Consider the following 21,188-nt stretch of genomic DNA (forward strand, 5'->3'; position numbering starts at 1 on the left):
CGTTCGCGGCGTTGTCGTCGGGCGCGGTACCGCCGGTACCGCTTCCTCCTCCGCCCAGCGACTGCCCCCTCCAGCACCCGCGCCCCCCTGGAGAAAGGGGAGAGGGGTGCGGCTGCGCCGGCACCAGTGCGCTGCGCCGGCACCAGTGCGGCTGCGGCGGCACCGGGCGGCTCCGCCGCAGGGCGACGTAGGGTGGCGGGATGGGTGAGCGGGTCGGGACGGCGGAGGCGGCGCGGAGCATCAGGGTGCCGCGGGAGGACGACGACAAGTACACGCGCGGGGTGCTGGGGATCGCGACCGGGTCGGAGCGGTACCCGGGAGCGGCGGTGCTCGGCGTCGAGGCGGCGGTGCGGACGGGAGTCGGCATGGTCCGCTACCTCGGACCGGAGCGGCCCGCGGGACTGGTGCTCGCCCGGCGGCCGGAGGTCGTGACCGCGGTGGGACGCGTGCAGGCCTGGCTCGTCGGCTCCGGCACCAGCGCCGAGGACCGCAGCGACGAGGAGCGGCGCACCCTGATCGAGCAGCTGCACTCGGGAGTCCCGGTGGTGCTCGACGCGGGCGCGCTCGACCTGATCGACGAGGCCGCAGGCCCGGTCGTCATCACGCCGCACTACCGCGAGCTCGCCGGAGTGCTCGGCCGAGCGGGTCTGGACGCGGACGCCGCGACGATCGCCGAGGCCCCGGGGGAGTGGGCGCGCCGGGCGGCGGGCCGCCTCGGAGTCTGCGTGCTCGTCAAGGGCGGCACCACCCACGTCGTCGCGGGCGGCGTCGAGCTCGAGGTCTCCGGATCCACGCCCTGGCTGGCGACCGCGGGCAGCGGCGACGTCCTCGGCGGCGTGCTCGGCGCACTCCTCGCCGGTCGGGCCGCGGACGCCGAGGCGGCCGGGGCGACTCTGACCGCGGAGGACCTCGCCCCCGTGGCCGCCGCGGCCGCCGTCCTGCACGCGGAGGCCGGACGGAGCGCCTCCGCCGGCGGCCCGATCGCCGCGCTCGACATCGCGGAGCACCTGCCCGGAGTGGTCGCCGCACTCCTGCGCTGACACGCCCGTCGGACGAGCGCTGAACCGAACCGGGACCGCCGCCGTTGTCCTGGAGGAAGCGACGCCCGCGGCCCGGCTCACCGGCTCCGCACCGCCGCCTCATCGGGTGCTCGAAGCGAGCACCTCTACCGTCGGATCCGCCGCGTCCGCCTTGACCAGGAGAACAGACATGACCGCGAAGACCACGACTCCCGCCCGCTACGCCCTGACCCTCCTCGCCGGCGCCGGCACCCTCGCCGCGCTCGCCGCCTGCTCCAGCACCACCACGACCGGGAGCGACGCCGCCGACGCGGCGACCACCACCGCTCCGAGCACCGCCACCAGCTCCGCCCCCGAGGCGACCGGCGCCGCGTCCTCCGCCGCGAGCGGCAGCAGCTACGCCGACGGCACCTACGAGGCCGAGGGCGCCTACACCTCGCCCGGAGGGAACGAGAAGGTGGGCGTCTCGCTGACCCTCGCCGACGGCGTCGTCACCGACGTGACCGTGACCCCGGAGTCGGAGAACCCCACCGGCCAGCAGTACCAGTCGCGCTTCGCGGGCGGCATCGCGGGCGAGGTCGTCGGCAAGCAGCTCGACGAGCTGAAGGTCTCCAAGGTGTCGGGGTCCTCCCTCACCTCCGGCGGCTTCAACGACGCCGTCGAGACCATCAAGGCCGATGCCACGGCCTGACGCCCCGACGGTCCTCGGGCACGCGTGGCGGTTCGACGCGATCGGCACCGGCTGGCAGATCGACACCGCCGAGCCGCTCGAGCCCTCCCACCGCTCGCGGGTCGAGGCGCGCATCGCGGAGTACGACCGCACCTGGTCGCGGTTCCGTGACGACTCCGCCGTCTCGCAGCTGCGGGTCGGAGGCGAGCACGTCTTCCCCGACGAGGCGGCCGACCTCTTCGCACTGTACGACGTGCTCGACGAGCTGACCGGCGGGGCGGTCACCCCCTTCGTCGGCGGCTCTCTCGAGCAGCTCGGCTACGACTCCGCGTACACCCTCGTCCCGCGCGGACCCGCCGTCCCCGCTCCCTCCTGGGCCGCCGCCCGACGCGGGGCGGCGGGACTGCGGGTCGAGCCCGGGACCGTCGTCGACGTCGGCGCCGCGGGCAAGGGCCAGCTCGTCGACCTCGTCCTCGAGGAGCTCGACGGAGTCGGGCCCGCCGTCGTCGACGCGAGCGGCGACCTCCGGGGCATCGGAGCCGGACCCGTCCGGGTCGGCCTCGAGCACCCGTGGGACCCGAGCAGCGCACTGGGCGTGGCGGTGCCCGGCGACCGCGCGCTCTGCGGCTCGGCGAGCAACCGCCGCGCCTGGGGCAGCGGCCTCCACCACGTCCTCGACGGGCGGACCGGAGCTCCGGTCGAGAGCATCGTCGCTACCTGGGCGGTGGCCGACACGGCCCTCGTCGCCGACGGGCTCGCGACCGCGCTGTTCGTCTGCCCGCCCGAGACCCTCGCCGAGCGCTTCGACTTCGAGTTCGTCCGCGTCCGCAGCGACGGCACCCTCCACTACTCGCCTTCCTTCCCCGGAGAGGTCTTCCGATGATCGGCACCTTCGACCGCGCCCTCGGCCGCGTCACCACCTACCGGCTGGTCTGGATGACGCTCGCCGCGCTCCTGCTCGTCGCCGTCGGCTACGCCGCAGCCGGCCTGATCTTCTCGACGCCGCTCGAGATCCTCGGCACGACGCTCGTCGCCGTCGCCTCGACGGCCCTGGTCAGCGCGGTCCTCGCGAGGCTGTTCCGGAGCCGCGCGCACCTGGAGTCCTCGCTCGTCACCGGTCTGCTGATCGCCTGCCTCCTCTTCCCGACGGCCGATCCCCGCGGGCTCGCCGTGATCGCGCTCGTCGGCGCGATCGCCGCCGCGTCCAAGTACGTCCTGGCCTGGCGGGGCCGCCACCTCTTCAATCCGGCCGCGGTCGCCGTGCTGATCATCGGCTTCACCGGGCTCAACGCCGGAGCCTGGTGGATCGCCAGTGGCGCGATCTGGCCGTTCGTCGTCGTGGGTTCCCTCCTGATCGTCGCGCGGGTCCGCCGCTGGGCCGTCTTCGCCGTCTTCGTCGTCGTCGCCGGCGGGGTGTCCGTGCAGCAGGCGGTGCAGAACGGCCAGGACCTCGGCGCCGCGGCGGCTCTGGTCCTCACGGCCTACCCCTTCGTCTTCGCCGGCGCCTTCATGCTGACGGAGCCGCTCACGCTCGCGCCGCGCCGCTCGCAGCAGCTGATCATCGCGGTCGTCGCAGCGCTCGTGGCGAGCGTCCCCTTCCACATCGGCGTCGTCTCCGCCACTCCGGAGCTGGGCCTCGTGGTCGGCAACGCCCTCGCGTTCGCCTTCGCATTCCGCCAGCGTCGGCGGCACACGCTCGAGCTCGCCTCGACCCGCGTGCTGGCGCCGGGCATCGCGGAGTACCGCTTCCGCTCCCGCTCGCCGCTGACCTTCGAGCCGGGCCAGTGGCTCGAGCTCGACCTGCCGCACCGCGCCGACAGTCGGGGCAGCCGGCGCACCTTCTCGGTCTCCTCCGCTCCGTCCGACGGCGAGATCGCGATCGCCCTGCGGATGCCGGAGAAGGCGAGCAGCTTCAAGCGCGCCCTCGCCGCGCTGGAGCCCGGCGACTCGCTCCGGGCGACGAGCGTCGGCGGTGACTTCGTCCTGCCGGCCGATCCCACCGTGCCGCTGCTGCTTGTGGCGGGCGGCATCGGGATCACCCCGTTCGCCAGTCAGCTCCGCTCGCTCGCGGACGGCCCGCGGCGGGACGTCGTCGTCGTGGTCGCCGCGCCGAGCCTCGCCGAGGTCGCGTACCGCGACCTGCTGCAGGAGTCGGGGGCCCGGGTCGTGCTCTGCTCGAAGGAGACGCCGACCGACCTGCCCGCACGGTGGTCGCACGTCACAGGCCGACTGACCGCCGAGCTGCTCGCGGACGCGGTGCCGGACGCCGGCCGCCGCGTGGGCTACGTCTCCGGGTCGCCGTCGTTCGTCGACTCGGTCCGCGGCGCCCTGCGCGGTGCCGGGGCGAAGCGGATCCGCACCGACGCGTTCGCCGGCTACTGAGTTCGTCGGGTCGCGACGCCGTCTGCTGACGCCCGGCGGCGACCGACGCCGCCGGGGGACCGATGCCCGGCGGGAGCGGCGCTCTCAGGCGGGCTCAGGTGCTGCCAGGGTCCCGTTCAGCGGCCCCTCTACAATGACGCGGTGCCGTCCTCCCCTCCTCGAGCGTCCTCCCGCCCCCTTGCCCGGCTGCGCGAGAACCGCGACTCCGTCGCCGTGCTCTGGGGCGCCTTCGCGCTGGTGCACGTGGTGCTCTCCCTCCTGGCGCTGTTCGCTCCGGGTCTGCCGATGGGCGACGTCAGCATCGTCTACAAGGAGTGGATGAGGACCGCCGTCGAGGGCGGCGGCATCGCCGGGATCGACAGGGGCTGGGTCTACCCGATCCTCGCCTGGGGCCCGATCGCCGCCTCCTGGCTCTTCGGCTCGGCGGGCTACGACCTGATGTGGCTCGTCCTCGTCGCGCTCGCCGACGCCGCCGCCTTCGCCCTGCTGCTGCGCGGCCGGTCGGCACCGCGCCTCGCGGCGGCGCGCTGGTGGCTGCTGTTCCTCGTCCTCCTCGGGCCGATCGCCATCGGCCGCATCGACGCCTTCACCGCGCCGCCGGCCATCGCCGGGATGCTCTGGGCGGCGACCCGTCCGGGCGTCGCGGCGCTGCTGCTGACCGTGGCCACCTGGATCAAGGTGTGGCCGGCCGCGATCCTCGCCGCTGCCGTGCTGGTCCTGCGCGGACGGCTGCGGATGATCCTCGTCCCCGCGGTCGCCTCCGTGATCATCGTGCTCGCGGTCGTCCTCGTCGGCGGCGGGGACCAGGTCTACAGCTTCGTCACCGACCAGACCGATCGGGGCCTCCAGATCGAGGCCGTCGTGAGCACTCCCTGGATGTGGCTGTCGGTACTCCCGGGATCGGGGAGCTACGTCTACTACGCCGCCGACATCAACACCTTCGAGATGCACGGGCCCGGCACCGAGTTCGCGGCGAGCCTGATGACCCCGCTGCTCGCTCTGGCCATGCTCGGCGTGGCCCTGCTGGGTGCCCGTGCTCTCGCCCGCCGGGCCGACCCCGCCAGGTTGTTCCCGCTGCTCGCGCTGACCTTCGTGGTCGTGTTCATCGACACCAACAAGGTGCTCTCGCCGCAGTACATCGTCTGGCTCGCGCCGCCGGTGATCGCCGGGCTGATCGCGTGCCGCGACGGCGCATTCGACCGGCCCGCGAAGCTGACGCTCGTCACTGCGGCTCTGACCCAGGTGGTCTACCCGTACCTCTACCTCTTCCTCCTCTGGTCGCACTGGTGGATGGTGCTCGTGCTGACCGTGCGGAACATCCTCCTCGTGGTGCTGCTCGGCTGGCTGCTGCGCGAGCTGTGGAGGATGGGGACGGCGCGGGTCGTCGCACCCGGCGCCACGACTTCCGCGTCGTCGCTGACCGGCGAGACCCGCCTGGCGCCCCAGGGCTCGTAGGCTCGGAGGGCGCGGGGCCGGCACGCGGTGCGCGCAGTCAAGGAGGCACCCATGCTCGTCGCATTCTCGGTCGCACCGTCCGGGGGCGAGGCGCCCGACGCGTCCGTCCATGACGCCGTCGCCGCCGCCGTCCGCATCGTCCGCGAGAGCGGCCTGCCGTCGCGGACGACCTCGATGTTCACCGAGATCGAGGGGGAGTGGGACGAGGTCTTCGACGTCGTCAAGCGCGCGACGGAGGCCGTCGGAGCGTTCGGGACGCGCGTGTCGCTCGTCCTGAAGGCGGACATCCGCCCCGGCTACTCGGGCGAGATCGACGGCAAGATCGCCCGGCTGAACGACGCGCTGGGGGAGTAGCGGGTCCGCGCCACGACCTCTCGTGTCCGGGCGTGCTCGAATCGATTCGACATCCGTCCGATCCTGAGTAGCCTTGACCGGTGACGCTCTCGCCCGCTCGGACCCGCCTCGCCCTGCTCGCCCTCGCGATGGGGGGCTTCGGCATCGGCTCGACCGAGTTCGTCGCGATGGGGCTCCTCCCGCAGCTCGCCGCCGACCTCCTCCCCGGGGTCTGGGCCGCGAGCCAGGAGCAGGCCGTCTCGCAGGCGGGGATGCTGATCTCGGCCTACGCGCTCGGTGTCGTGGTCGGCGCCCCCACCATCGCCGCCGCAGCGGCGCGCTGGCCGCGCAAGAGGCTCCTCCTGACCCTCCTCGTCGCCTTCACCGTCGGGACGATCGGCTCGGCGCTGCTCCCGAGCTTCCCGCTCGTCCTCGCCGCGCGCTTCGTCGCCGCGCTTCCGCACGGCGCCTACTTCGGCATCGCCTCCCTGGTCGCCGCCGACCTGATGGGTCCCGGCAAGCGCGGCAAGGGAGTCGCGTTCGTCCTCTCCGGGCTCACGATCGCGAACGTCGTCGGCGTGCCCGCGATCACCTGGGTCGGGCAGGTGGCCGGCTGGCGCAGCGCCTACCTCGTGGTCGCGGTGCTCTTCGCGCTGACCGTCGTGGCCGTCCAGCTGCTGGTGCCCGCGCAACCCGGGAATCCGGCGGCGACCGTCCGCAACGAGCTGCGGGCGTTCGGGCGCCTGCAGGTCTGGATGACCCTGCTCGTCGGCGCCATCGGCTTCGGCGGACTCTTCGCGATGTACAGCTACATCTCGCCGCTCGCGACCGAGGTGACGGGCCTGCCGCTCGGCGCGGTCCCGTGGATCCTGGTCGTCATCGGCCTCGGGATGACCGTCGGCAACCTCGTCGGCGGCTGGGCCGCCGACCGCGACGTGCGGCGGGCGCTGGTGGTGTTCTTCGCCGGCGTCGGCGTCTCGCTGATCGGACTCGCGCTGTCGGCCTCGTCGGTCGTCGGCCTGGTGGTGTTCGCGTTCCTCTCGGCGGGCTTCTCGGCGGCCGCGTCGCCCGCGATCCAGACCCGGCTGATGGACGTGGCGCGCGACAGCCAGACGATCGCGGCCGCGCTCAACCACTCCGCCCTCAACATCGGCAACTCGGTGGGTGCCGCGCTCGGCGGCCTGACGATCGCCGCCGGACTGGGCTACCTGTCGCCCATCTGGGTCGGCGTGGGCCTGACCGCGGCCGGGATCGTGCTCGCCTTCGGCAGTATCGCGATCGACCGCGCCCGAGGCACGGTCTACCCGGTCCACCGCGAGCCCGCCCAGCCGGGCACCGGCGGCATCCCGGTCGACGCGCTGTAAGCAGAGCGCGGCCAGGGCCTCTGGAAGACTCTCGGCATGCGCGCCGTGAGCTACTCGTCCTTCTCCGCCCTCCCCGCGATCGTCGAGGTCCCGGAGCCCGTCTGCCCCGTCGACGGCGTCGTCGTCCGCGTCGCGGCGACCGGGGTGTGCCGGAGCGACTGGCACGCGTGGAAGGGGCACGACGACTCGGTCGTCCTGCCGCAGATCCCCGGGCACGAGTTCGCCGGGACGGTGATCGCGACGGGAGCCCAGGTGTCGCTCTTCGCGGTCGGTGACCGGGTCACGGCGCCGTTCGTGTTCGCCTGCGGCGACTGCGAGCAGTGCCGGGAGGGGGCGACGCAGGTGTGCCTCCGGCAGCAGCAGCCGGGATTCACCCTCGACGGGTCGTTCGCCGAGGCGGTGGCCGTGACGGGTGCGGACCTGAACCTGGTGCGCCTGCCCGACTCCGTCGGCTTCGTCGAGGCGGCCGGTCTCGGCTGCCGCTTCGGGACCGCGTACCACGCCCTGCACGAGCGCGGCCGGGTCGCCCCGGGGGAGTGGGTCGCGGTGCTGGGCTGCGGCGGAGTCGGCCTCTCCGCGGTGATCGTCGCGCTCGCGGCCGGGGCCCGCGTGGTGGCGTCGGACGTCTCCGCCCCGGCGCGGGAGGCCGCGGCCGCGCTCGGGGCGGTGACCGTCCCCGGAGGCGAGGGTGCCGCCGAGGCGATCCGGGCGGCGACCGGAGGAGGTGCCCATCTGGCGGTCGACGCCGTCGGAAGCAGCGTCACGGCGGAGGCGTCGATCGCCGCCCTGCGTCCGCGCGGCCGGCACGTGCAGGTGGGTCTGCTCCTCGGGCCCGACGCGGCACCGGCGATCCCGCTCGGCCGGGTCATCGCCCAGGAGCTGGAGCTGCTGGGCAGCCACGGCATCGCCCGGAGCGGCTACACGGCCCTCCTCGACGACATCGTCGCCGGCCGTCTGCGCCCCGCCGACTCCGTCGGCCGCACCATCGCCTTCGAGGACCTGCCCGCCGCTCTCGCCGCGATGGACGCCCCCGCCGCGACGCCCGGCATGACGGTCGCCGTCCTGGCCCCCTGACGCGGGCCCGCAGGAGCACTCGCAGTCCCGGTCCGGTGGGTCTCGATGCCCAGCGTCCCGCGGCATCTCGACCAGCATCGACCCGTTGTCCGTGCCTGGCGGGTCCCGATACGCCGCGTCCCGCGGCGACTCGACCGGCACGACTCGGGCACGCCCGCCCGGCTCGACTGCAGGAGCAGGTGGCCGCCGCTCGACGAGGTGGAGTCCGCCGACAGCGATCCGCGTGCCAGCGGATCGATGCCGGGCGACGCACCTCGCTCCGCGGAACGCACCACGTCGTGAAGCCGACCGCGCCGTGGCGGGCGGGGACCGCCGCCCCCCCCCCTGGAGCCCGCCGACAGTGATCCGCGTGCCAGCGGATCGATGCCGGGCGTCGCACTCCGCTCTGCGGAACGCACCACGTCGTGAAGCCGACCGCGCCGCGGCGGGCGGGGACCGCCGCGCCCTCGTGGAGCCCGCCGACAGCGATCCGCGTGCCAGCGGATCGATGCCGGGCGACGCACCTCGCTCCGCGGAACGCACCACGTCGTGAAGCCGACCGCGCCGCGGCGGGCGGGGACCGCCGCGCCGTCGTGGAGCCCGCCGACAGTGATCCGCGTGTCAGCGGATCGATGCCGGGCGACGCACCCCGCTCTGCGGAACGCACCCCGTCGTGAAGCCGACCGCGCCGCGGCGGGCGGGGACCGCCGCGGAAGAGGACTCAGTCCGTCTCGATGAGGATCCCGTCGTGGATGGCGCGCTTGCGGAGCGCCACCTTCGTGCCGACGTCGATGCCGACGACGCGGTACTTCTCGCGGATCCGCTTGAGGTACGACTTCGCCGTCTCCTCCGAGATGCCCAGCTCGAACGCGACCGACTTCACCGGCTCGCCGCCGCCGTAGAGAGCCATCACGCGGCGCTCCTGCGCGCTGAGCTTCGGCGCTCCGTCGGAGTCGCCGGTGGAGAGCGCCATGTCGAGCTCGTGCGAGATGTAGGAGTGGCCGTCCTTGGCCGCGCGGATCGCCTCGACGATCATGTCCGCGTCCTCGGTCTTCACGAGGTAGCCGAGGGCTCCGGAGGCGAGTGCCTCGCGGACCACGGCGGGCTCGGAGTAGGTGCTCATCAGCACGGTCTTCACCCCGGTGGTCTTGAGGGTCGAGAGCTTCACCGAGATCGGGATGTTGTCCTTGAGGTCGAGGTCGAGGAGCACGACGTCGACGGGGAACTCGGGGTGCGTGAGCAGCTCGGGCCAGGAGGCGACCGCGGCCACCAGCTGGATGTCGGAGGCGGCTCCGCGGATCCACTCCGTGAGCGCTCCGAGGAGCATCTTGTGGTCGTCCACGACCGCGAGAGTGATCTTCGCGTCAGCGGTGGGTGTCATCGGTGTCCTTCGGTCGGCGGTCGTCGGCGGTCTCTCGGCGGCTGCTCACCGGTCGGCGGGATTCTCGACCAGGCAGTCGATCTCGATCCGGAGCTCCCCGTCGCGCGAGGTGTCGCGGAAGACGCCGACCTGAGCGATAGCCTCCCACGTCGCAGGATCGACGCCGCGCAAGGGCGCGCCTGAGGAGCGGAGCGTGATCGGCACGAGCAGTCCTCGGGCGGCCGTCCCGGCTCCGGGATCGCGGGGGCTGCCCGACTCGACGTGGAGGACCACGGCGAGTCCGGTCGCGCTGTCGGCCATCAGCCAGATCGCCGAGAGGAGCCCGTCGCGCTGCTGGTGCCCGAGGAGTCCGGCGGTGCCGTCCGGGTCGTCGAGCTCGACGAGCGGCGCGAGCAGCTCGGACTCGAGCACGGCATGGTGCAGCCAGGTCTCGCGCCGCCCCTCGATGAGGTGGAGGCGGAGCTGGGTGGCGAGCGAGGTCGCGTGGGCGGCGCGCTGGGCGTCGAGGGGCAGGCGGACCGAGCCGTCGCCCACCTCGGCGAGGAGGCGCTCGGCGGCGAGGTCGAGCCGTGCGAGCTCCTCCGAGGCGAGCATCCCGACCGCGTAGCGCGGGCCGAGCGTGGTGCTCTGCACGAGGGCGCGGTCGATCTCGAGCTGGACCATCCGGCGGAATCCGCGCATCATCACGACCACGACGACGGCCGGCGCGATCGTCACCACGAGGGCGCTGATGCGCACCGAGAGCGCGCCTGCGCCGCCCGACTCCATCGAGAGGAACGCGATCACCTCGGCGATCGCGACGAGGGCGCTCACCGCGAGGATCTCGATCCCGCGCCGGTGGACGATCAGCGCGGCGTGCGCGACGGCGCCCGCGACCGCGGCGGTGGGGACGGTGCGGGCCGCGCCGGAGTCGGTCACGGCCACCAGGTCGAGCACGACGGCGGCTCCGACGGCGACGAGGAAGCAGAGGTAGACCGGGAGCGGCAGGCGGCGTCCGCCGAGGTGGATCGCGAGGACGGTGGACCCGAAGGCCAGGACGACGAGGACCCAGGCGATCGCCGCGGGTGCGAGGTCGCTGTAGCGGGCGGAGGTCGAGAGGAAGATCAGCAGCTCGTAGGCGAGGATCGCGGCGGCGATGCCGTTGAGGCCGCTGCCGAGGTAGTTGGTGCCGAGCCCCTCCTGCTGGCGGCGGACCGAGCGGGCGGACCGGGAGGAGCGGCCGTGCGTCGCGGGCACGCGTCCCAGCAGCGGGGCCCGCGACTCCGGCGCGGGGCTCACTTGGGGACCTCCAGCACCACGGTCGTCCCCGATCCGGGGGCGCTGAACAGTCTGGTGCGGCCGCCGACGTCGCCGAGCCGGGCGATCACCGACTCCTTGAAGCCGAGCTTCGTGTCGGGGACGGTCGCGATGTCGAAGCCCGCGCCCGCGTCCGTGACCATCGCGCGGACGGTCGTCTCGTCCTCGGTGATCGTCACGTCGGCCGAGGCGACGCCGGAGTGGCGGCGCACGTTCTCGAGGCACTCCGCCAGGGCGAGCACGAAGGAGTCGAGGGCCGCGCCGGTGAGCGCCACCTGGCCGGAGCCGTGCCAGATCACGTCGAGCCCCATCCGGCCGAAGCGGTTGCGGACGGTCTCGAGGGTGTTGGCCGCGGGGGCGGAGGTGACGCTGGTCAGCTGGTAGGAGCCGGACGCGCTCGGGGTGGGGGTCCCGCCGAGCCGGAGCTGGCGCAGGAGCTGCGCGTCCTGCGCCGCCTGCTGCCGGAGCGCGTCGACCGACACTCCGCGGCCCGAGTGCGCGAGGAGCGTGAGGGTGGCCAGCACCGTGTCGTGCAGGAGCCGCGCGCCCTGCCGGCGCTGCGCCTCCGTCTCGCTGGCGAGGCGCTCCACGCGGTGGGCGTTGCCGATGCTGTCGATCCGCCGCACCACCCGCGGGACCGCTGTGCCGATCCAGAGGGCGAAGCCGCAGAGCGTGCCCCAGGGCAGCAGGCTCTGGACGACCACGGTGGGGATCATGGTGCCGCTCGAGACGAGCACCGACGGGATCAGGCTCGGGAGGAGCACCGGCAGCAGCAGGAGCAGGCGGCGCGCGGACGTCGTCACGACCACGGCGATGCTCGCGGTCACGGCGTTCGCGGTGTTGACCAGGACGAACCCGGCGAAGTCGGCGCCCGGAGCGAGCCCCAGGGCGAGGCCCCAGCCCAGCAGCAGGCCGCCGACGGCGACCGCGATCACGCGGCTGCGGCGCCCCGTCCGGGCGAGCTCGACGTGGGCGGCCATCATGCCCAGGAGCAGCGCGACGGCGAACGGCACGGCGGCGGGCTGGAGCGTTCCGGGGATGAGGGCCATGCCGAGCGCCCCCGCTTCAGTGAGCAGGCCGATCCCGCAGGCGGAGTGGCGCAGCAGCCGGTCGCGCTCGCGGGCGCTGCGGATCATCGGCACGCTCTGGCCCCCTCCGGTCGTGGCGCGGGGCTGGCCCCCGTCTCACGATAGCCACTGCCCGGGCCGGTCGGAGCGGTTCGGGGCGTCGAACCGCGCCGGGGTCGGGCGGGTCAGGCCGTCGCGGGATGCGCCAGCAGCCGGGCGAGGTGCGCGCCGACCGCGTCGTCCTCGATGAGGAACCCGTCGTGGCCGAACGTCGAGGTGATCACCGCGACCTCTCCGCCGTCGAGGGCGCCGGGAGCGTGCGCCGCGATGATCCGCTGGCCCTCGACCGGGAAGAGCCGGTCGCTGTCGATGCCGAGGACGAGGGTCGGGCTGGTGATCCGGGAGAGGGCGGCCGCCTCGCCGCCCCGGCCGCGGCCGACGTCGTGCGAGTTCATCGCCTCGACGAGCGTGATGTAGCTGTTCGCGTCGAAGCGGCGCGTGAACTTGTTGCCGTGGAAGTCGAGGTACGACTCCACTGCGAAGCGGCCGCCGCCGCCGAGCGGGCTGAGCCCCGACTGCCAGCTGCGCTCGAAGCGGTCGTTGAGCTCGGAGGGGCTGCGGTAGTTGAGCAGTGCCATCCGGCGGGCGAGCGCGAGGCCGTGGTACGGGCCCTGGCCGTCGCCGGCGTCGTAGTAGGAGCCGCCCGCGAAGGCCGCGTCGTTGCGGATCGCCTCGAGCTGCACGAAGTTGAGGGCGATCTGGTCGGCCGTGGCCCGCGGGGGAGCGGCCAGGACCGCGAGGCGCGCGACCCGCTCCGCGTGGTCGATCCCCCACTCCAGCGCTTGCATCCCGCCCATCGAGCCGCCGATGACGGTGTACCAGCGCTCGACGCCGAGCAGGTCGCTGAACTGCACCTGCGCCCGTACCTGGTCGCGGATGCTCGTGTACGGGAACCGTGCGCCCCACTCGTGGCCGTCGGGGGCGAGGGACGCGGGACCGCTGGAGCCCTGGCAGCCGCCGAGCATGTTCGGGGCGACCACGAAGAAGCGGTCGGTGTCGATCACGAGGCCGGGGCCGACGAGTCCCGACCACCAGCCGTCCGTCGCGTGGCCGGGATCGCCGCGGCCGAGCAGGTGGGAGTCGCCGGTCAGCGCGTGCAGGACGAGGACGGCGTTGTCGCGGCGCTCGTTCAGCGCGCCCCAGCTCTCGTAGGCGATGCGGGCGTGGGGGAGGCGGCCGCCCGCCTCGAAGTCGAACGGGCCGAGGTCGACGAAGCGGCGCCCGCCCGGGTGGTCGCCGTCGCGCCAGGCTCCGGTGGCGGGCGGCTTGCCGATGACCGAGAGGAGCTGGCGCTCGGTGACGAACGCCGACGGGACCGTGTCCTCGAGTGTCTGCTGCCAGTCCATAGCGCTGTCCATCGTGTCAGAGCGCCGCGGGGCGGAGCCGTTTGTTACGCCCTGCTCCCCCGCTCCTCCGCCCGCGCGCGGAGCGCCCCGACGTGGTCCCCGAGGACGGGGACCCCGTCAGGGCGCCGAGGGGCCTCAGGCGTTCGCGCGGGAGGCCTCGACGACGGCGCGCGCGGCGCGGAGGGCCTGGTCGAGGTCGGCGCGGAGGTCGTCGACGTTCTCGAGTCCCACCGACAGGCGCACCAGGCCCGGAGTGACGCCGGCGGTCAGCTGCTGCTCAGGCGAGAGCTGCGAGTGCGTGGTCGACGCGGGGTGGATGACGAGCGAGCGGACGTCGCCGATGTTGGCCAGGTGCGAGAACAGCTCCAGCGAGTCGACGAAGGCCCGGCCGGCGTCCACTCCGCCCTTGAGCTCGAACGAGAGCACCGCGCCCACGCCCTTCGGCGCGTAGCGGTTGGCCGCGGCGTACCAGGGCGAGGTCGGCAGGCCCGAGTAGTTCACCGAGGCGATGTCGGAGTGGTTCTCGAGGTACTCCGCGATCTCCTGCGCGTTCTGCACGTGGCGCTCGATCCGGAGCGAGAGGGTCTCGATGCCCTGGATGAGCTGCCAGGCGCTCGCCGGGGCGATCGAGGCGCCGAGGTCGCGCAGCAGCTGCACGCGGGCCTTGATGATGTAGGCGAGGGAGTCGCCGACCGCGGCTGTGTAGACGGCGCCGTGGTACGACTCGTCCGGCGTGGTGAGGCCGGGGAAGCGCTCGGCGTTCGCGGTCCACGAGAAACGGCCGCCGTCGACGATCGCTCCGCCGATGACCGTGCCGTGGCCGCCGAGGAACTTCGTCGCCGAGTGCACGATGATGTCCGCGCCGTGCTCGAAGGGGCGGATCAGGTAGGGCGTCGCGATGGTGTTGTCCACGATCAGGGGCACGCCGGCGTCGTGCGCGACATCGGCCACGGTGCGGATGTCGAGGATGTTGATCTTGGGGTTGCCGACGGTCTCGGCGAAGAACAGCTTCGTGTTCGGACGGACGGCGCGGCGCCACTCCTCGCGGTCGTCCTGGTTCTCGACGAAGGTCGTCTCGATGCCGAGCTTGGCGAGGGTGTACTTGAAGAGGTTGTAGGTGCCGCCGTAGATCGAGGACGACGAGACGATGTGGTCGCCGGCCTGGGCGATGTTCAGCACGGCCGCGGTCTCGGCGGCCTGGCCCGAGGCGAGCAGCAGGGCGCCGGAGCCGCCCTCGAGGGCGGTGAGCCGCTCCTCCACGACCGCCTGGGTCGGGTTCTGGATGCGGGTGTAGATGTTCCCGAATTCGGCCAGCGCGAACAGGTTCTGGGCGTGCTCCGCGTTGTCGAAGACGTAGGAGGTGGTCTGGTAGATCGGCGTCGCGCGGGCCTTGGTCACCGGGTCCGGCGCGGCGCCCGAGTGGATCTGCTTGGTCTCGAACTGCCACTTCTCGGAGTCGGTCATGGTGCTTCCCATCGGATCGTCGGGGTCGGGGACGGGGCCGTTCTCCGTCGCGACGAGCGTACGCGGGGGCCCGCCGGGCGGCCAGGACCGCCGACACACGGGGTAACGGCCGTCAGCGCCGCTCGGGCTGCCGGTCGCGCTTGGCGCCCGTGGGGTCGGCGCGGTCCGGGCGCCGGGGCCTCTCGTCGGCCGCCGGGGCGAAGAGCCAGGCCGCGCGGGGCTCGACCAGCCGGTGGAAGACGGTGCGGGTCCAGCCCAGTGAGAGCGCGACCGAGACCGCGATGCAGAACACGATCATCAGCGCGAGGGCGAGCGTGCTCTCCGTCCGCGAGAGGATCCCGGACTCCCGCAGCGGATAGAGGACGAAGCTGTGGAGGAGGTAGACGTACATCGTCGACTGCCCCCAGGTTGTGAGCGGGGTGCGGCGGCGCGGAACCAGCGCGAAGAGCGCGAGCGAGAGCACGACCGCTCCGGCCATCAGGGCCAGCCGCACCAGCCCGGCCCACCACTGGGTCTCGCCGAGGGCGTCGTAGGGGCGGTCGTAGAAGAACCAGTAGCGCAGGTCCGCCGCTCGGAACGCCTCGATGTTGACGGTCATGACGACCGCCGTGACCGCGAAGAGGACGACGGCGAGGATCCGGGCGAGGAGGACCCGCGACGGCGGCTGATCGAGCCAGCGCTCGACGGCGGAGCGGCCGCCGGGGGCGAAGCCGCGCAGGCGCCAGCCGAACACGAAGAACGGCAGGATCCCGATCGCGCGTGCGAGCGAGAAGGTCGAGTCGATGTTGTCGTAGTAGCTGACCCCGACCGCGAGCACCACGCTGATCAGCAGCGGCCAGCGCAGCAGCGCCAGGTAGGGGAGGACGAGGCGGAAGATGCCCAGCGCGAGCAGGAACCACAGCGTCCAGCTCGGCTTCGTCGGGTTGAACTCCTGCTTGCCCTCGACCAGGAACTGCACCAGGGTCCAGATCGTCTCCATGATCAGGTAGGGCAGGAGGATGTCGGTCAGCACCCGCCGCATCGCGCGCCCGCTCGGGGCGCCGCTCTTGGAGAAGTAGCCCGAGATGATCGCGAACGCCGGCATGTGGAAGGCGTAGATCGTCAGGTAGACGATGAGCGAGGTGTCGGAGTTGGCCGTCAGCCTCTGGACGCCGTGCCCGATCACGACGAGGGTCACGCAGACGAAGCGCGCGTTGTCCCAGAGGGGAACGCGGCGCTTCGGGGTGACGGCTGTCCCGGCGGTCGCGGGAACCGGGTCGGCGGGCGGCACGCGGCCAGACTAGCGTTGGGCTGCGACGACGGAGTCGAGGGTGTCCGAGGCTTGACGGAAGGGGACGGGCGTGGATCGACGCGTTGTCGTGACAGGAGCGAGTTCAGGGATCGGGGCGGCCGCGGTCCGCCTGTTCCGCGAGCACGGCTGGGAGGTCGTCGCCGTCGCGCGCCGGCGCGACCGGCTGGAGGCGCTCGCCGCCGAGACCGGCGCCGGGTACTTCGCCGCCGACCTCACCGACGCCGCCCAGGTCGACGCTCTGCGCGACCACCTCGCCTCCTCCGGGCCCGTGCACGCGCTCGTGAACAACGCGGGCGGCGCGCTCGGACTCGACTCGGTCGAGAGGTCCGACCCCGAGGACTGGCGCCGCATGTTCGAGATCAACGTGCTCTCGGTGAAGCTCGTGACCAGCGCGCTGCTCCCGCTGCTGCGGGCCGGGATCCGGGGGAGCGGCACCTCCGCGGACATCGTGACGGTCACCTCGATCGCCGGCCACGTCGCCTACGAGGGCGGAGGCGGGTACAACGCCGCCAAGCACGCCGCGCACGCGCTGGTCGCCGTGCTGCGGCTCGAGCTGGCCGGCGAGCCGATCCGCGTGATCGAGATCGCGCCGGGGATGGTGCACACGGACGAGTTCTCGCTGGTCCGCTTCCGCGGCGACCGGGAGCGCGCCGACGCGGTCTACGCCGAGGTCCCCGACCCGCTGGTCGCGGAGGACGTCGCCGCTGCGATCGTCTCCTCGGTGGAGCTCCCCGCCCACGTCAACCTCGACCTGGTGACCATCAAGCCGGTCGCGCAGGCGGCCCCGCACAAGGTCGCGAAGGGACCCCTGGCCCCGCGCGCCTGACCGATGTGACGCGGAGGCCCGCGACGGCCTAGCCTGTCCCTCATGGTTTCCGACGCCGACGACTCCGCCGCCCTCCTCGCCGCCACGGAGAAGGAGGTGCTCGGCTGGCTCGAGTTCGGCGACGCCGCTCGGCACCTGGCCGACGACGTGGTCGCGTCGGGCTACCGGCCGGAGCTGGTCGTCGCCATCGCGCGCGGCGGTCTGCTCCTCGCGGGCGCCGTGGCCTACGCGCTCGGCATCAAGAGCTGCGGCGCGCTGAACGTCGAGTTCTACACCGGCGTCGAGGCGCGCCTGGCGGAGCCGGTGGTGCTGCCGCCGCTGCTCGACGAGGCGTCCGTGCGCGGCAAGCGCATCCTCCTGGTCGACGACGTCTCCGACTCCGGCCACACCCTCGCCCTCTCGGTGAAGCTCATCCGCGCGATGGGTGCCGAGGTGCGCACCGTGACCCTGTACACGAAGCCGCGCACGGTGCTCGAGCCCGATTTCTTCTGGCGCCGCACCCCGCGCTGGATCGTCTTCCCCTGGTCGGCTCTGCCCCCGGTGGACGGAGCCCTCGCCGAGGACGACGAGTGAGCGTCCACCTCATTGGCGGCGGAGGCGGCGTCGAGCACGACCAGCAGCTGTACGGGGCGTTCCTCGCGGAGGCGCGCGCCCACGCGGTCGACGCCGGCCGGATCGAGGGCCCGCGCATCGCGATCGTCGTCGTCCACGACGGGCTCGGCCCGGAGGCCTACGCCGGCTACGCGGCACTGCTCGCGACGGTCGGCCCGCTCGACGCGTTCGCCGTGATGAAGCCGGAGGGCGGCCGGATCGATCCCGCGGTCTTCGACGACGTCGACGGGATCTTCGTCGGCGGGGGGCTGACCCCGGCCTACCGCGACGCGCTCGAGGCCTGCTTCCCGCGGCTGCGCGATCTCGTCTCCTCCGGAGTGCCGTACGCCGGCTACTCGGCGGGAGCCGCCGTCGCGGCCGACCGCGCCCTCGTCGGCGGCCACCGGATCGGCGGCGTCGCCGTCGTCCCGGAGGGCGCGGCGGAGGAGCTCGACGAGGTCACGGTGCTCGAGGGCATCGGCCTCATCGACGTGACGGTCGACGTGCACGCGGCGCAGTGGGGGACCCTCGGCCGCCTGGTCGCGGCCGTCGAGGCGGGCCTGGTCGACGGCGGCGTCGCGCTCGACGAGTCCACCGTGCTGATCGTCGGCACCGGCGCGCTCCGCGTCGGCGGCGCCGGCTCGGTGTGGCGCGTGAGCGGCGGCGACGCCGGAGTCGTCGTCGCGACGCTCGCGGCGGGCTGACTCGGTGGACCTCGCTGAGCTCGCGGCCTCGGGACTGATCGACAGGGGCTGGGCGGAGGCGCTCGCCCCCGTCGCCGGGGACATCGCCGCGATGGGCGACTTCCTCCGCGGCGAGGTCGCGGCCGGCCGGCCCTACCTCCCCGCGGGCCGCGACGTGCTCCGCGCCTTCGCCGCACCGCTCGCGGACGTGCGCGTCCTCATCGTCGGACAGGACCCGTACCCGACGCCCGGGCACCCGATCGGGCTGTCCTTCGCGGTCGACCGCCACGTGCGCCCGCTGCCGAGGAGCCTGCAGAACATCCATCGCGAGCTCCGGGACGACCTCGGCGTCGAGCCACCCGAGCACGGCGACCTCAGCGGCTGGACCTCGAGCGGCGTGATGCTGCTCAACCGGGTCCTCACCGTCGCCCCCGGCTCTCCCGCCTCGCACCGCGGGAAGGGCTGGGAGGCGGTCACCGAGCACGCGATCCGCACGCTGGCCGCTCGGGACGCGCCTCTCGTCGCGATCCTCTGGGGCCGCGACGCCGCGTCCCTCCGCCCGATGCTGGGGGAGGCCGGAGTGATCGAGAGCGCGCACCCCAGCCCGCTGTCGGCCTCGCGCGGCTTCTTCGGCTCCCGGCCGTTCAGCCGCGCCAACGCCCTCCTGGAGGAGCGCGGCGCGGAGCCGGTCGACTGGAGCGCTCTCGCGTGACCGGGTGCTCGCCCGCGGGGCGGCTACGCTGGCCCGGATCGATGGGCGGAGCCGAAGGAGAGCCGGATGCTTGAGGAAGAGTACGAGAGCCGGCGCGTCCTGCCGCCGCACCTGCGGAAGGCGCCGCCTCCCGAGCCCGGCTTCTCGTTCGAGATCCGCGACGCCCGCGACGCCGACCTCCCGGACATCCGCGAGATCTACAACCACTACGTGCGCAACACGGTGGTGACCTTCGACGAGGACGACTCGACGCTGAAGGAGTGGCGGACGAAGTTCACCCGCAACCAGAAGCTCGGGCTGCCCTTCATCGTGGCCGTCTCGCCGTCGGGCCAGATCCTCGGCTACGCGATGGTGTCGCCGTGGTCCTCCAAGCGGGCGTACCGCTTCACCGTGGAGAACTCGATCTACCTGCGGGCGGCCTCCACCGGCAAGGGCCTCGGCCGGGCGCTGATGGCCGAGCTCCTCGAGCGCGCGAAGGCCGTGGGGATCCGTCAGATCATGGCCGTCATCGCCGACAAGGGCGCAGAGGCGTCGCTGGCGATGCACGCGCAGTTCGGATTCGTCGAGGTCGGCCGGATGGGCCGCGTCGGCTTCAAGTTCGAGCGCTGGCTCAGCACCGTCCTGCTGCAGAAGACCCTCAAGTAGGGCCGACCCGCCCCTGCGAATGCGCCTCATCGACAGGTGCCGGGGAGCGCGCCGTCCCTACACTGGACGGCATGGAATGGCTCGTCCCGCTCATCGTCGTCGTCGCGCTCGTGGTCATCCTCGGGGTCTACCTCTGGGCGACGTACAACTCGCTGGTCACCCTCAACGTCCGCGTGGACGAGGCGTGGAGCGACATCACCGTCCAGCTGAAGCGCCGCGCGGATCTGATCCCCAACGTGATCGACTCCGTGAAGGGCTACGCCTCGCACGAGCGCCAGGTCTTCGAGTCGGTGACGCAGGCTCGCGCCGAGACGCTCCAGGCCCAGGGCCCGGCGGAGGCGTCGGTCGCCGAGGACCACATGCAGAGCGCGCTCAAGTCGATCTTCGCGGTCGCGGAGGCGTACCCCCAGCTGCAGGCGAGCCAGAACTTCCTCCAGCTGCAGGGCGAGCTGGTCGACACCGAGGACAAGATCCAGTCGGCCCGGCGCTTCTACAACGGTGGCGTGCGCGAGATGAACACCAAGGTGAAGGTCTTCCCGAACACGCTCTTCTCGCGCCGGCTCGGCTTCTCGGAGCGCGAGTTCTTCGAGGTCGGCGATCTCGCCGCGATCTCGGAGCCCCCGCGCGTCCAGTTCTAGGCAGACGCCGTGTACAGCGCGATCGCCCGCAACAAGCGCAACACGGTCCTGATCCTCGTCCTGTTCCTGGTGATCATCGGCGGCCTGGGCGCCCTGGCGGCAGCGGTCTACCGCAGCACGACGATCGTCGTGGTGGTCCTCGTGATCGCCGCCGGGTACGCGTTCTTCCAGTACTTCTTCGCCGCTCGCCAGGCGGTCGCGCTCAGCGGCGGCGTGGCGGTGGAGAAGGCGGACGAGCCGAGGCTGTACCGCATCGTCGAGAACCTCTCGATCGCGACGGGCACGCCGATGCCGAAGGTGTACCTGATCGACGACCCGGCGCCGAACGCGTTCGCGACCGGCCGTGATCCCGAGCACGCCGTCGTCGCTGCGACGACGGGCCTGCTCGCGATCATGGACGACGCCGAGCTGGAGGGCGTGATGGCCCACGAGCTGGGCCACGTCCGCAACTACGACATCCGCGTCTCGATGATCGTCTTCGGTCTCGTCGTCGCGGTGGGCTTCCTCTCGGACGCCTTCCTCCGCCTGGCCTTCTTCGGGCGGGGCGGCAACGGCAACGGCGGGGGCAACCCGGCGCTCCTGATCGTCGGGCTGGTGTCGATGGTCCTCGCGCCGATCGTCGCCTCGGTCGTGCAGCTCTCGATCTCCCGTCAGCGCGAGTACCTCGCCGACGCGACCAGCGCGCTGACGACCCGCCACCCCGACGCCCTCGCCCGCGCCCTGCTCAAGCTCGAGTCCGCGGGCCGGCCGATGCAGCGGCAGAACAGCTCGATGGCGCACCTCTGGATCGCCGACCCGTCGAAGCCGGGGGTGGTCGCGCGCCTCTTCGCGACCCATCCGCCGATCGCGGACCGCGTCGCCCGCCTCTCCGAGATGGGCTCGCGCTTCTAACAGGCCGATCCGGCCGACGCC

General features: G+C 73.1%; 21 protein-coding genes. 15 read left to right on the forward strand and 6 right to left on the reverse strand.

Going from position 1 to position 21,188, the window contains the following annotated elements:
• Window positions 1-200 precede the first annotated feature (200 nt).
• From C5C56_RS02845 to C5C56_RS02880, 8 genes are all read left to right on the forward strand, one after another.
• Window positions 201-1,040, forward strand: coding sequence for an ADP/ATP-dependent (S)-NAD(P)H-hydrate dehydratase (locus C5C56_RS02845; protein ID WP_104319075.1), 840 nt, complete (start codon window positions 201-203; stop codon window positions 1,038-1,040).
• A gap of 169 nt (window positions 1,041-1,209) precedes the next feature.
• Window positions 1,210-1,710 carry an FMN-binding protein gene (locus C5C56_RS02850; RefSeq protein ID WP_104224453.1) on the forward strand — a complete coding sequence of 167 codons (501 nt, stop codon included), beginning with the start codon at window positions 1,210-1,212 and terminating at the stop codon, window positions 1,708-1,710.
• Window positions 1,697-2,572 carry an FAD:protein FMN transferase gene (locus C5C56_RS02855; RefSeq protein WP_104319076.1) on the forward strand — a complete coding sequence of 292 codons (876 nt, stop codon included), beginning with the start codon at window positions 1,697-1,699 and terminating at the stop codon, window positions 2,570-2,572. The genes C5C56_RS02850 and C5C56_RS02855 overlap by 14 nt, the downstream gene beginning before the upstream one ends.
• A complete protein-coding gene (locus C5C56_RS02860) occupies window positions 2,569-4,071 on the forward strand; it encodes an oxidoreductase (RefSeq protein ID WP_104225502.1) in 1,503 nt (500 codons plus the stop codon). Before C5C56_RS02855 ends, C5C56_RS02860 begins: the two co-directional genes overlap by 4 nt.
• 141 nt (window positions 4,072-4,212) lie before the next feature.
• Entirely contained in the window at window positions 4,213-5,526 is a 1,314-nt protein-coding gene (locus C5C56_RS02865; protein WP_146086438.1) for a glycosyltransferase 87 family protein, read from the forward strand.
• Between the two features lie 51 nt (window positions 5,527-5,577).
• Window positions 5,578-5,880, forward strand: a complete 303-nt coding sequence (locus C5C56_RS02870; RefSeq protein WP_104224449.1) for a thiamine-binding protein — start codon at window positions 5,578-5,580, stop codon at window positions 5,878-5,880.
• A gap of 128 nt (window positions 5,881-6,008) precedes the next feature.
• On the forward strand, window positions 6,009-7,223 hold the full coding sequence (locus C5C56_RS02875; protein ID WP_104246745.1) for an MFS transporter: 1,215 nt from the start codon (window positions 6,009-6,011) through the stop codon (window positions 7,221-7,223).
• 36 nt (window positions 7,224-7,259) lie between these two features.
• The gene (locus C5C56_RS02880) at window positions 7,260-8,297 is read left to right on the forward strand and encodes an alcohol dehydrogenase catalytic domain-containing protein (protein ID WP_104272598.1); all 1,038 of its coding nucleotides are present in this window, start codon (window positions 7,260-7,262) and stop codon (window positions 8,295-8,297) included.
• Between the two features lie 700 nt (window positions 8,298-8,997).
• Here C5C56_RS02880 and C5C56_RS02885 read toward each other — a convergent pair.
• From C5C56_RS02885 to C5C56_RS02910, 6 genes are all read right to left on the reverse strand, one after another.
• Window positions 8,998-9,657, reverse strand: a complete 660-nt coding sequence (locus C5C56_RS02885; protein ID WP_104224447.1) for a response regulator — start codon at window positions 9,655-9,657, stop codon at window positions 8,998-9,000.
• Between the two features lie 45 nt (window positions 9,658-9,702).
• Window positions 9,703-10,893: a hypothetical protein gene (locus C5C56_RS02890; protein ID WP_146085725.1), complete on the reverse strand. Its 1,191-nt coding sequence runs from the start codon at window positions 10,891-10,893 to the stop codon at window positions 9,703-9,705.
• A gap of 38 nt (window positions 10,894-10,931) precedes the next feature.
• Window positions 10,932-12,089 carry a sensor histidine kinase gene (locus tag C5C56_RS02895; protein ID WP_104224445.1) on the reverse strand — a complete coding sequence of 386 codons (1,158 nt, stop codon included), beginning with the start codon at window positions 12,087-12,089 and terminating at the stop codon, window positions 10,932-10,934.
• Window positions 12,090-12,205: 116 nt separating this feature from the next.
• A complete protein-coding gene (locus C5C56_RS02900) occupies window positions 12,206-13,426 on the reverse strand; it encodes a homoserine O-acetyltransferase (protein ID WP_104287625.1) in 1,221 nt (406 codons plus the stop codon).
• A gap of 135 nt (window positions 13,427-13,561) precedes the next feature.
• Complete coding sequence (locus C5C56_RS02905; protein ID WP_104225507.1) at window positions 13,562-14,890, reverse strand: bifunctional o-acetylhomoserine/o-acetylserine sulfhydrylase; 1,329 nt, start codon at window positions 14,888-14,890, stop codon at window positions 13,562-13,564.
• A gap of 112 nt (window positions 14,891-15,002) precedes the next feature.
• Entirely contained in the window at window positions 15,003-16,160 is a 1,158-nt protein-coding gene (locus C5C56_RS02910) for an acyltransferase family protein (protein ID WP_104287624.1), read from the reverse strand.
• A gap of 70 nt (window positions 16,161-16,230) precedes the next feature.
• Here C5C56_RS02910 and C5C56_RS02915 point away from each other — a divergent pair, with 70 nt between their 5' ends.
• The 7 genes from C5C56_RS02915 to C5C56_RS02945 all read left to right on the forward strand — a co-directional run bounded on the left by C5C56_RS02915 (window position 16,231) and on the right by C5C56_RS02945 (window position 21,167).
• Window positions 16,231-17,007 (forward strand): SDR family NAD(P)-dependent oxidoreductase, encoded by a 777-nt coding sequence (locus tag C5C56_RS02915; RefSeq protein WP_258065546.1) that lies wholly within the window; start codon window positions 16,231-16,233, stop codon window positions 17,005-17,007.
• Between the two features lie 42 nt (window positions 17,008-17,049).
• Entirely contained in the window at window positions 17,050-17,580 is a 531-nt protein-coding gene (locus C5C56_RS02920) for a phosphoribosyltransferase (protein WP_104224441.1), read from the forward strand.
• Complete coding sequence (locus C5C56_RS17455) at window positions 17,577-18,302, forward strand: peptidase S51 (RefSeq protein WP_104272600.1); 726 nt, start codon at window positions 17,577-17,579, stop codon at window positions 18,300-18,302. The genes C5C56_RS02920 and C5C56_RS17455 overlap by 4 nt, the downstream gene beginning before the upstream one ends.
• Window positions 18,303-18,306: 4 nt before the next feature.
• Window positions 18,307-18,993 carry a uracil-DNA glycosylase gene (locus C5C56_RS02930; protein WP_104319079.1) on the forward strand — a complete coding sequence of 229 codons (687 nt, stop codon included), beginning with the start codon at window positions 18,307-18,309 and terminating at the stop codon, window positions 18,991-18,993.
• Between the two features lie 66 nt (window positions 18,994-19,059).
• The gene (locus C5C56_RS02935; RefSeq protein WP_104262462.1) at window positions 19,060-19,638 is read left to right on the forward strand and encodes a GNAT family N-acetyltransferase; all 579 of its coding nucleotides are present in this window, start codon (window positions 19,060-19,062) and stop codon (window positions 19,636-19,638) included.
• A gap of 71 nt (window positions 19,639-19,709) precedes the next feature.
• Window positions 19,710-20,276 carry a LemA family protein gene (locus C5C56_RS02940; RefSeq protein WP_104225511.1) on the forward strand — a complete coding sequence of 189 codons (567 nt, stop codon included), beginning with the start codon at window positions 19,710-19,712 and terminating at the stop codon, window positions 20,274-20,276.
• A 9-nt stretch (window positions 20,277-20,285) separates the two neighbouring features.
• Window positions 20,286-21,167, forward strand: coding sequence for a M48 family metalloprotease (locus tag C5C56_RS02945; protein ID WP_104272601.1), 882 nt, complete (start codon window positions 20,286-20,288; stop codon window positions 21,165-21,167).
• Window positions 21,168-21,188: the final 21 nt, after the last annotated feature.

It is taken from the genome of Rathayibacter sp. AY1D1, assembly GCF_002932635.1.
Lineage (GTDB): Bacteria > Actinomycetota > Actinomycetes > Actinomycetales > Microbacteriaceae > Rathayibacter.

What these genes read in the sequence shown, in the direction of transcription:
- C5C56_RS02900 (WP_104287625.1), bottom strand. Translation starts at nt 13,426, where the DNA reads ATGGACTGGCAGCAGACACTCGAGGACACGGTCCCGTCGGCGTTCGTC.
- C5C56_RS02905 (WP_104225507.1), bottom strand. Translation starts at nt 14,890, where the DNA reads ATGACCGACTCCGAGAAGTGGCAGTTCGAGACCAAGCAGATCCACTCG.
- C5C56_RS02895 (WP_104224445.1), bottom strand. Translation starts at nt 12,089, where the DNA reads ATGATCCGCAGCGCCCGCGAGCGCGACCGGCTGCTGCGCCACTCCGCC.
- C5C56_RS02920 (WP_104224441.1), top strand. Translation starts at nt 17,050, where the DNA reads ATGGTTTCCGACGCCGACGACTCCGCCGCCCTCCTCGCCGCCACGGAG.
- C5C56_RS02885 (WP_104224447.1), bottom strand. Translation starts at nt 9,657, where the DNA reads ATGACACCCACCGCTGACGCGAAGATCACTCTCGCGGTCGTGGACGAC.
- C5C56_RS02935 (WP_104262462.1), top strand. Translation starts at nt 19,060, where the DNA reads ATGCTTGAGGAAGAGTACGAGAGCCGGCGCGTCCTGCCGCCGCACCTG.
- C5C56_RS02845 (WP_104319075.1), top strand. Translation starts at nt 201, where the DNA reads ATGGGTGAGCGGGTCGGGACGGCGGAGGCGGCGCGGAGCATCAGGGTG.
- C5C56_RS02875 (WP_104246745.1), top strand. Translation starts at nt 6,009, where the DNA reads ATGGGGGGCTTCGGCATCGGCTCGACCGAGTTCGTCGCGATGGGGCTC.
- C5C56_RS02880 (WP_104272598.1), top strand. Translation starts at nt 7,260, where the DNA reads ATGCGCGCCGTGAGCTACTCGTCCTTCTCCGCCCTCCCCGCGATCGTC.
- C5C56_RS02855 (WP_104319076.1), top strand. Translation starts at nt 1,697, where the DNA reads ATGCCACGGCCTGACGCCCCGACGGTCCTCGGGCACGCGTGGCGGTTC.
- C5C56_RS02940 (WP_104225511.1), top strand. Translation starts at nt 19,710, where the DNA reads ATGGAATGGCTCGTCCCGCTCATCGTCGTCGTCGCGCTCGTGGTCATC.
- C5C56_RS02860 (WP_104225502.1), top strand. Translation starts at nt 2,569, where the DNA reads ATGATCGGCACCTTCGACCGCGCCCTCGGCCGCGTCACCACCTACCGG.
- C5C56_RS02870 (WP_104224449.1), top strand. Translation starts at nt 5,578, where the DNA reads ATGCTCGTCGCATTCTCGGTCGCACCGTCCGGGGGCGAGGCGCCCGAC.
- C5C56_RS02850 (WP_104224453.1), top strand. Translation starts at nt 1,210, where the DNA reads ATGACCGCGAAGACCACGACTCCCGCCCGCTACGCCCTGACCCTCCTC.